This is a genomic window from Candidatus Moraniibacteriota bacterium (genome assembly GCA_026396275.1).
In the GTDB taxonomy this organism is placed as follows: Bacteria; Patescibacteriota; Minisyncoccia; order Moranbacterales; family JAPLXC01; genus JAPLXC01.
The window spans coordinates 1-8,247 of record JAPLXC010000017.1 but is presented as its reverse complement, the minus strand read 5'-3'; the positions used below and the strand labels follow the sequence as shown (position 1 = coordinate 8,247).

At 41.0% G+C, this 8,247-nt stretch carries 14 protein-coding genes and 4 tRNA genes; 17 read left to right on the top strand and 1 reads right to left on the bottom strand.

The features are described 5' to 3' along the window. Positions 1-376 (top strand): hypothetical protein (locus tag NT136_03760; GenBank protein ID MCX6766044.1); only part of this gene is annotated, 376 nt, incomplete at its 5' end. Between the two features lie 114 nt (positions 377-490). Beyond that, positions 491-859, top strand: coding sequence for a hypothetical protein (locus NT136_03755; protein MCX6766043.1), 369 nt, complete (start codon positions 491-493; stop codon positions 857-859). Between the two features lie 54 nt (positions 860-913). Here the strand turns inward: NT136_03755 and rpmE are convergent, their stop codons facing one another. Then, positions 914-1,249, bottom strand: a complete 336-nt coding sequence (gene rpmE, locus NT136_03750; protein ID MCX6766042.1) for a 50S ribosomal protein L31 — start codon at positions 1,247-1,249, stop codon at positions 914-916. 254 nt (positions 1,250-1,503) lie between these two features. On the opposite strand from rpmE, the gene rpsB reads away from it, so the two are divergent. The 15 genes from rpsB (at position 1,504) to NT136_03675 (ending at position 8,028) form a co-directional block, all read left to right on the top strand. Then, complete coding sequence (gene rpsB, locus NT136_03745) at positions 1,504-2,280, top strand: 30S ribosomal protein S2 (protein ID MCX6766041.1); 777 nt, start codon at positions 1,504-1,506, stop codon at positions 2,278-2,280. Between the two features lie 95 nt (positions 2,281-2,375). Further along, the gene (locus tag NT136_03740) at positions 2,376-2,954 is read left to right on the top strand and encodes a translation elongation factor Ts (protein ID MCX6766040.1); all 579 of its coding nucleotides are present in this window, start codon (positions 2,376-2,378) and stop codon (positions 2,952-2,954) included. A 26-nt stretch (positions 2,955-2,980) separates the two neighbouring features. Beyond that, complete coding sequence (gene ricT, locus NT136_03735; protein ID MCX6766039.1) at positions 2,981-3,754, top strand: regulatory iron-sulfur-containing complex subunit RicT; 774 nt, start codon at positions 2,981-2,983, stop codon at positions 3,752-3,754. A 5-nt stretch (positions 3,755-3,759) separates the two neighbouring features. After that, the gene (locus NT136_03730; GenBank protein ID MCX6766038.1) at positions 3,760-4,416 is read left to right on the top strand and encodes a tetratricopeptide repeat protein; all 657 of its coding nucleotides are present in this window, start codon (positions 3,760-3,762) and stop codon (positions 4,414-4,416) included. Positions 4,417-4,495: 79 nt separating this feature from the next. Next, a tRNA-Thr gene (locus NT136_03725) sits at positions 4,496-4,568 on the top strand. A 119-nt stretch (positions 4,569-4,687) separates the two neighbouring features. Further along, entirely contained in the window at positions 4,688-5,323 is a 636-nt protein-coding gene (locus tag NT136_03720; GenBank protein ID MCX6766037.1) for a hypothetical protein, read from the top strand. Further along, a tRNA-Tyr gene (locus NT136_03715) sits at positions 5,302-5,385 on the top strand. Before NT136_03720 ends, NT136_03715 begins: the two co-directional genes overlap by 22 nt. 11 nt (positions 5,386-5,396) lie before the next feature. Beyond that, a tRNA-Thr gene (locus tag NT136_03710) sits at positions 5,397-5,467 on the top strand. Between the two features lie 86 nt (positions 5,468-5,553). After that, a complete protein-coding gene (gene rpmG / locus NT136_03705; GenBank protein ID MCX6766036.1) occupies positions 5,554-5,709 on the top strand; it encodes a 50S ribosomal protein L33 in 156 nt (51 codons plus the stop codon). Positions 5,710-5,800: 91 nt separating this feature from the next. Then, positions 5,801-6,040, top strand: coding sequence for a GIY-YIG nuclease family protein (locus tag NT136_03700; GenBank protein ID MCX6766035.1), 240 nt, complete (start codon positions 5,801-5,803; stop codon positions 6,038-6,040). Further along, positions 6,040-6,110 (top strand) — tRNA-Trp (locus NT136_03695). Before NT136_03700 ends, NT136_03695 begins: the two co-directional genes overlap by 1 nt. Before the next feature lie 233 nt (positions 6,111-6,343). Further along, on the top strand, positions 6,344-6,655 hold the full coding sequence (locus NT136_03690; GenBank protein MCX6766034.1) for a GIY-YIG nuclease family protein: 312 nt from the start codon (positions 6,344-6,346) through the stop codon (positions 6,653-6,655). A gap of 127 nt (positions 6,656-6,782) precedes the next feature. Continuing rightward, entirely contained in the window at positions 6,783-7,343 is a 561-nt protein-coding gene (locus NT136_03685; GenBank protein ID MCX6766033.1) for a hypothetical protein, read from the top strand. A gap of 14 nt (positions 7,344-7,357) precedes the next feature. Then, entirely contained in the window at positions 7,358-7,699 is a 342-nt protein-coding gene (locus NT136_03680; GenBank protein ID MCX6766032.1) for a DUF5674 family protein, read from the top strand. Then, a complete protein-coding gene (locus NT136_03675) occupies positions 7,696-8,028 on the top strand; it encodes a hypothetical protein (GenBank protein ID MCX6766031.1) in 333 nt (110 codons plus the stop codon). Before NT136_03680 ends, NT136_03675 begins: the two co-directional genes overlap by 4 nt. Positions 8,029-8,247: the final 219 nt, after the last annotated feature.

The following is an 8,247-nucleotide window of genomic DNA, read 5'->3' as shown; positions in this document are numbered from 1 at the left end:
AATCAAACTTGACGAAGACTATTTTTCAAGAAATGAAGAGGGACTGGAAAAACTTGAGGAATTCCTAAATCTCGAATTGAAATTTACACTTTTTGAGGATAGTTTCTGGGATAGAGCAGAAAGTTTAGAAAAAGATTTATATGAAAAAATCAGAGAAACATACAAGCAAGTGGGGTTTCGACCTATTGATTTGCCGAATATCCGAGAAAATTGGTTAAAAATAAAAGAATATAATGATGAAAAAAAGAAAAAAATTAAAGAAAGAATAAAAAATTACGTCAGTCCTTATGAGGCCAAAAGATTAAAAGATGAACAAGATAAAAAAAGATATGCTAAAAATAGAGAGGAGCTTATCAAAAAATTAAAAGAAAAATAAATCGCCAAATTTATAATAAGGTAGAAATATTTTTGATTACATCGCCTAACAACGCATATTTGGCCCGTCCAGTTGTGTTTCTCTCGCCACTTTTAATTAATTTATATTAATAGCATGAAAGTAAACTTTAAGCGATATTTTCTTTATCTGTTCAGGTGGCAGTTAAGTACGCCTATTTTGGCCGTAGTTTTGGTGTGGCTGTCTACACTGGACAAGTGGGTCGCGACAACCATCGCCAATCTTATCGGAGGATTGATTTTTTTCTGGGTTGACAGATTCATTTTTAAATCAAAACTTCTGTCCGCCCAATGGGAAATCAAAGATAACATAAGCTGTTCTGATTGCGGGAAAATGGCAAGGGGATACAGGATTGTAAAAACATCAAACTATGATAAAAGCGAGGATAAAGCCCCCAAATTCAGATGCGAAGAATGTTCCAAGAAAAAAACTGAAATATTGATAAATCAGGGCATAAAAGTATAAGCGCCACAATAAAATCCCTGCCGGAAAAAAGGACAGGGATTTTTAGATTTTCAATTACTTTTTCTTTTTCTTCTTTTCTTCCTTCTTTTTTACCGCTGGTTTTTTGCGCGATTCTTTCTTGGCCGCCGCCCCGCCTGCAACGCTTCGCGTAGCGATACGGGCAGGTTTTTCAGTAATCTTTTTCTGTGCTGATTTCTCTATTAGTTTCTTAAATCGGTCCACTCTTCCGCGGCTGTCAACCATCTTTTTCTTACCGGTGTAAAAAGGATGGCATTGCGAGCAAATTTCCACCTGCATTTTTTCTCTGGTTGAACCAGTGTGAAAAACAGCTCCGCAGGAGCAGGTGATGGTGGCTTTGTCGTAATATTTCGGGTGAATATCTTTCTTCATGAGTTCTCTACGAATTACAAATTACATACGAATATACGAATACCGAATCCATTATAATTTATTTACTTACATAAACTAGCATAATCCAGCATAATTGACAAGAGCTAGCTATTTGTTATACTGAAAAACGTATTCATTTGAATACTAATCAATCATACTTTTTCCTCGACCCGTTCCTGTCCCGTCGGCTGTAGCTGACTGGATCAGGGTCACAAAAAAGGAAAAGTAGGTGTAAGCAGTTAACAAGGAAAAAAATGGAAGCAAAAAAAATCAAACAGTCCTCGGACGCGCCGAGCGTGTCGAAGACAGAGCCAAAATCCGCCAGCGAAGATTATTTCGCTGATTTTGATTTTGGAAAACTGGAACTCAATCTGGAAACGATGCTGAAAAGCGGACTCCATTTCGGCCACCAGAAGTCGCGCAAAAATCCTCAGATGGAACCGTACATTTTTACTACTAAAAAGGGGATAAGCATTATTGATCTTGAGAAATCACTGGAGAAACTGGAAGAAGCGCTGGCCTTTCTCAAGAAAGTGAAAAGCGACGGCAAACAAATTCTTTTTGTTGGCACCAAGGAGCAGGCCAGGGGCTTTGTTCGTTCTGCCGCCCGGCGCTGCCAGATGCCCCATGTCGCCGAGCGCTGGCTGGGCGGAACATTTACCAATTTTAAAGTTATCAGAAGCCGGGCCAAATATCTCAAGGACTCTCAAGCCAAACTGGAAAAAGGCGAATTTAAAGTATACACCAAGCTGGAGCAGTTAAAGAAAGTAGAAGAACTGGAAAAGCTGGAAAAGAAAATCGGAGGCATTAAGGACATGATAGAACTTCCCGGCGCGATATTTGTAGTTGATGTCAAGGAAAACGAGCTGGCCGTCAAGGAAGCCCGGAAAGTTGGAATTCCGATAGTCGCCGTTGTGGACACCAATAACAGCCCTTCATTTGTTGACTATCCCATTCCCGCTAACGACGACGCCATTTCCTCCATCCGGCTGGTATTGGGATATGTTTGCAAGGCGCTAATTGAAAGTTAATGCAATTCTAATCCACGAATAAACACTAATCAGCGAATTTCCAATATTCGCAATTAGCAGATTTGAATTTATTAGCATAATTAGCATTATAATTTATGTTGGATAAAGTAAAAAAATTGCGCGAGAAAGCCGGAGCCGGAGTAGTGGCTGTCAAGAAGGCCCTGGAAGAAGCTCGTGGCAATGAAGAAAGAGCGGTGGAAATTTTGCGCCGGGAGGGGCATTCTAAGGCCATTAAAAAATCCGGCCGGGAGACAAGAGAGGGGGTAATCGCGGCTTATGTTCATTCCAACAAAAAAATCGGAGTGCTGGTTCAGCTTCTTTGCGAAACAGATTTCGTCGCCAGAAACTCCGAATTTCAGGAACTGGCCCGCGATATTGCCATGCAGATCGCGGCGACCGATCCTCAATTTCTTAAGCCGGAAGAAGTGACGGCGGATATTGTTAAAAAAGAAAGAAAAATCTGGACTGAGCAGCTGGCCAAAGAAGGAAAGCCCGAAGCAATCGCGGAAAAAATCCTCGCCGGCAAAGAGAAAAAATTCCGCGAAGAAATCTCGCTTCTTGCCCAGCCGTTTGTCAAAGATCCGTCAATAACCGTTGGGGACCTTGTTGCCGAGAAGGTGGGCAAGATAGGAGAGAATATCCAAGTAGGCAAATTTATCCGCTACGATTTATAAATTTCAAATAGAAACTAATTGAAATTATGAAAGTTTTAGTTAATTTGTACGATTGGGAGAGCCCTCGTTTTTGTTCCAGCGAAACAGATCTTCAAGAAGGCGATAAAGTAATTATAAAAGGGGAATTCGGAAATAGTTTAGGAACGGTGGTGATGAGTGGGATGGAAACAACCGAGGAGCCGGAGCAGCCAATTCTTCGCAAGGCAACGAAGCGGGACAGTGATGTTTTTGAAAAAAACAAGGAGAAAAAGAAAGAAATTATTGAAATCTGCCGGAAAGAAGTAAAGCGCCTCGGGCTGGAGATGAAGCTAGTTGATGTGGCCATCAGTTTGGACGGCAGCAATATCGTAGTGGTGTTCTCCGCCGAAGAGCGAGTGGATTTTCGCGAATTAGTTAAAAATCTGTCACGGATATTTCATCGCTCGGTAAAAATGCACCAGATTGGATCGCGGGATGAAGCCCGCAAGTCCGGAGGCTGCGGAGTGTGCGGAAGGGAGCTGTGCTGCGTGAGATTTTTGAAAAGTTTGCCTAGTATTTCGGTGGAAATGGCGCGACTTCAGCAAATTGCCCATCGGGGCTCGGAGCGGATATCCGGCCAGTGCGGCCGGCTTCTCTGCTGCCTTTCTTATGAAGCTCGTCAATACCAGGAAATGCTGGAAGGTTTACCGGAGATTCACAGCCAAGTAAAAACCAAAGAAGGAAAAGGAGAAGTACTGGAACTTAATGTCATTAAACAGGAAGCGAGAGTGAAATTGGAAGACGGAAAAATTGTGACTGTAAAAAAGAAAGATATTAAATAAAATTTATGTTGTACTACACAATACCACCAGTTGTCATTATTATTGGATTAGCAGTGCTTATCTGGTTTTTGTTTCGAAAGGCCTCTCAAATTCCGCCAAGAGAAATAACGCAGCAAACCGGAGCCCGGCTAGAGGGCCTTCGGAGAGTCGGGAAAGCAAAGGCGAAGATCAGCGAGCTATCACTGCGAACGGGAGAAAGAATGACACAGTGGTCAAAGCTTCTTTCCCTCAAGTTTTACAACCTTACCCACCGCTGGTTTCAGTCAATCAGAAAAAGGAGGCAGCAGAGCGCCGAAAAATCCAAAACTTTTTTTGAAGAAAGAGAAGAAACCACGAAAATTGTAAGTGAAGAAAGCAAGATAATTTCGCCGTCTGAAAAAGCTAAAGAAAGAGAGATAAAGAGTTATCCCATGATCAGCAAAGAGATTGTTCGTCCGGAAACAAGATCCGGAGAGCGGAATATGCTGGAGACGGCTCTCATCGAGCGAATTGCCGCTAACCCCCAGGATATTGAGGCCTATGAACGTTTGGGAGATTACTATCTTGAGTCAGGGAATAACGAAGACGCCCTGGAATGCTTTAGGCAAGTTCTCAAACTCAGCCCAGTTCACCGCAAGGCGAAAATTAAGGTGGTAAAATTAAAGAGAATGCTGGGAAAGTAAGATCTTCCTAAAGTTGAACTTTAGGATTGGGTTTGTGACAGCGCAACTGTTTTGCGCCAGTCCCGCACCTTTGGATTTCGCCATCCTAGCTCAACTGGCAGAGCAACGGTTTTGTAAACCGTAGGTTGTCGGTTCGATTCCGACGGATGGCTCTAAAGGTGCGGGATAAATGGGTCGTCAGTTCGAATCTGACGGGCGGCTCAAAGTTTTAGTCAATCGGATTATTTCTAGAACTATTGCGTTTGTCTATTGTTCTTTGTATAATCAAAGTATGGCTACGATTGGTAAAAATTCAGTCAATAAAGTAAGAGATTTTTATTACAATAAAAAGCTTAGCGTCAATGACATAGCAAATAAGTTAGGTGTTTCAATTGATGCCGTATTTTACTGTATGCGAAAGAATAGGATGAAAAGAAGGAAACAGCATGAAAGTAATGCGATTAGATATGAGCGATCTAAGCCATCGTTTGTATTGAAAAAAATAAGTAGCGAAAAACTAAAAACATTAAAGGTAATGGGAGTCATGCTTTATTGGGGAGAAGGATATAAAGCTGGCGGAACATCAGTTGATTTCGCCAATAGCGATAAGGATATGATTGTTATTTTTATGAGATTTTTAAGAGAAATATGTGGAATAAATGAAAAAAGGCTTAGAGTATATTCTTATTTTTACTCCAATCAGGATATAAGAAAAAACATGGATTATTGGAGTAAATTAACCAGAATTTCCAAGAAGCAATTTTCAAAACCATATATCCGAAATGATTATAATAAAAATAAAATAAATAAAATGCCTTATGGATTAATTCATATAAGATATTCAGACAAGAAATTACTGAATTTGATAAAAAATTGGATAGACGAATATAAAAATGTGCAAAATGTGGGTCGGTACCCAAGTGGTTAAAGGGGGCAGTCTGTAAAACTGTTGGCCTCTGGCCTACGCAGGTTCGAATCCTGCCCGGCCCACCGTATCTTTTGCCCAGATGGTTAAGTGGCAAAACGTTTCCATGGTAAGGAAAAGGCGGGAGTTCGATTCTCCCTCTGGGCTCGTTAATCTCATAACCTATAACTTGAAATTCGTAACGCAAAAATAAGATATTGTTACATGTTACGTGTTTCATGTTTCATGATGAAATGGCTCGGGAAAACATCGCAAAACTAAAATGCAGCCAGTGCAAGAGAATTACTTATCATACAACGCGCAATAAGAAAAAAGTAAAAGAAAAACTGGAACTGAAAAAATACTGCCGTTTTTGCCGCAAGCACACATTGCATAAGGAAACAAAATAAGCCCTCTTTCGGGAGCTTAGTTAAGTGGTATAACTGTGGACTCCAACCCCTCTGAAGAGCTCTGCAGAGGGGCGATTCCCTCCACGCCGGTATGTTTTATGTGTATTTGCTAAAAAGCAGAAAAGACAGAAGATTTTATGTCGGCTACTCTGCTGATTTGAAGCTTAGAATAAAAGAACATAATGAGGGAGAAGTTGAAGCAACTAGGCACCGGAGACCTCTGGATTTAGTTTATTACGAATCTTACAAAGTGAAAAAAGCGGCGCAAGAAAGAGAAAGAAAATTAAAACATTTCGGAGCTGCTTATTATGAATTATTAAAAAGGATTTAGGGGGTGTAGTGAAATGGCATCACGACAGTCTCCAAAACTGTTATTCCAGGTTCGACCCCTGGCGCCCCTGCGAATTTTTATCTTCCGGCCTCCAACCCCTCTGAAGAGCTCTGCAGAGGGGCGATTCCCTGGCGCCCCTGCGAATTTTTATCTTCCGGTCTCCAACCCCTCTGAAGAGCTCTGCAGAGGGGTCAGCTCCTGCTAATTTGGATAATTAAAAAACCCGCTTTTTAAGTGGGTCTTTATGATGAATTGCAATTCATAACCCTTTTAAAATTGTTTTGGGTATGGTAAAATAAAGACATGGATCCAGCAGTGAAAATTCGAAATAATATTTTTTTCTATACTTATATAATAAGAAGCTATAAATCTGACGACATCTATATTGGCTATACTAATGATTTAAAGAAAAGAGTTAATGAGCATAACCTGGGTCTGAATAGTTCCACAAAAAGATATATGCCTTGGCAGTTGATTTATTATGAAGCCTGTCTCGATAAGAATGATGCTATAAGGAGGGAAGGATACCTGAAAACTTCTCAGGGTGGGAGACTAATAAAAAGACGTCTGAAGGAATATTTATTTAAAAATAAGCTTAATCAAAATAAAATTTAAATTTGTTTCGGGCTTTTAGCCCATTCGAATTTCTACTGCTGGATGGATCCGGTAGTGAAAATTCGAAATAAATTAAATAAATATAAATTCGTTTTGGCCTGCTGGCCATTCGAATTTCTACTGCTGGATGGACAAAAAATCAAAAATACTAATTGCCATACTTCTGGTTTTGACTCTGGCTTCGGTCGGATACACCTTCTACAAGATAATGATACAGCGCGATTACGTAATTTCCGCGCAGATTGACTGCGATCCATACGTGGAAAAATGTTTTATCTGGGAGTGCGATCCGGCCTCGACGGAAGAAGGCGAGAAATGCACGGGAAATCCGGAAGAAGACATCTGGTATTACAAAATCGCCGAAAGGAACGCCAACCGGATTCCTCTTTGCGATCCGGAGACGGATGAGACGTGCGATCCCTGGACGTGCGAAGAAGGGGAAAAAGATTGTCAGCAGATTCTTTGCGACGAAGTGACTGCTGAAGAACAAGAGGCCTCCTGCAACGATCCGGAAGAATACACCGAGGAGAATCCGATTGAAGAAGAAGCGGTTGAATGCGAGGAAGGGGATACGGAATGTGAAGCCGCACAAGAAACTGTTTGCGAGGAGGGAGATAAAGAGTGTTTGAACGCCCAAAGCGAAGAAGCAGATGGCGCTAACGCGCCAGAAGAAGATTCAGCCGAGTAAATTTTTCTGAAAATATGAAAATTATAAAAGATGCAATCTCAATTGGCGAGTTGGAGGAAATGACGGGAAGAATGTTCGGCAATATTGTTAAGGCAGTCGTTGATATTGAGCGGAGAATTATGGCGGTTGACGGCGAACTGCATGCCGATGAGGAATTATTGCTTCTCGAGAACGGATCAGAACAGAAAAATTTATGGGGCATAAACATCTACCCGAAAATGGAAGGCGACGATTTTATTGAATTTGATTCAATGATTAATCTTCGCCCAGCGCAGGGGAATCGCAGCCGGGGGGTTGACGATCCCCAAATACGAGAAAGGATTTTAGAGATTGTCAGTAAACTAATAAAAAAATGAATTATCAGCACCAACAATTGGCTCTGGGACGGTGGCAGAAACTTTCTTTTTTTGAGCAGATGGCCAATGTCGGCAGTGAAATTGAAAGGACGATTAAATGGAGGAATAAAGGAAACCAGCAGTACAGCCGCCAGGCGTTTGATCGGGCGCTGGAGCTTATGGATTTGACAATCAGAAACAGCAAAAAGAAAAGCCAGCTCAGAGAATTGCTACGAGTGCGAGAAGCACTGGCTGACTATTTTATTTTTAATAATGACTACCAGTCCTCGGATGAAAAATGGCAAAATTATTTCTACTGTTTTAATTTCGCCGCACGACTAGGCAGGTAGTTTTTTGAAATCTTCTTTCAAATAAGTCAAGAAAAATTGTCTTGACTTTTTATTTTTGTGGCTTTTGTTATAATAATCTCATGGTAATGAAATATTTTTTTGAAATCTGCGCGAGGGCAATTATAATCCAAAACAACAAACTCTTGACGTGTAAAAACAGGGAGAAAAATTATTACTTTTTTCCAGGCGGGCATGTTAAATTCGAGGAAACGGCCAAAC

Bases quoted from the DNA above. Each gene is read 5' to 3' on its own strand.
- NT136_03740 (MCX6766040.1), top strand. From the start codon at position 2,376: ATGTTGGATAAAGTAAAAAAATTGCGCGAGAAAGCCGGAGCCGGAGTA.
- NT136_03675 (MCX6766031.1), top strand. From the start codon at position 7,696: ATGAATTATCAGCACCAACAATTGGCTCTGGGACGGTGGCAGAAACTT.
- NT136_03755 (MCX6766043.1), top strand. From the start codon at position 491: ATGAAAGTAAACTTTAAGCGATATTTTCTTTATCTGTTCAGGTGGCAG.
- NT136_03685 (MCX6766033.1), top strand. From the start codon at position 6,783: ATGGACAAAAAATCAAAAATACTAATTGCCATACTTCTGGTTTTGACT.
- NT136_03680 (MCX6766032.1), top strand. From the start codon at position 7,358: ATGAAAATTATAAAAGATGCAATCTCAATTGGCGAGTTGGAGGAAATG.
- rpmG (MCX6766036.1), top strand. From the start codon at position 5,554: ATGGCTCGGGAAAACATCGCAAAACTAAAATGCAGCCAGTGCAAGAGA.
- NT136_03730 (MCX6766038.1), top strand. From the start codon at position 3,760: ATGTTGTACTACACAATACCACCAGTTGTCATTATTATTGGATTAGCA.
- ricT (MCX6766039.1), top strand. From the start codon at position 2,981: ATGAAAGTTTTAGTTAATTTGTACGATTGGGAGAGCCCTCGTTTTTGT.
- rpmE (MCX6766042.1), bottom strand. From the start codon at position 1,249: ATGAAGAAAGATATTCACCCGAAATATTACGACAAAGCCACCATCACC.
- NT136_03690 (MCX6766034.1), top strand. From the start codon at position 6,344: ATGGATCCAGCAGTGAAAATTCGAAATAATATTTTTTTCTATACTTAT.
- rpsB (MCX6766041.1), top strand. From the start codon at position 1,504: ATGGAAGCAAAAAAAATCAAACAGTCCTCGGACGCGCCGAGCGTGTCG.
- NT136_03700 (MCX6766035.1), top strand. From the start codon at position 5,801: ATGTTTTATGTGTATTTGCTAAAAAGCAGAAAAGACAGAAGATTTTAT.
- NT136_03720 (MCX6766037.1), top strand. From the start codon at position 4,688: ATGGCTACGATTGGTAAAAATTCAGTCAATAAAGTAAGAGATTTTTAT.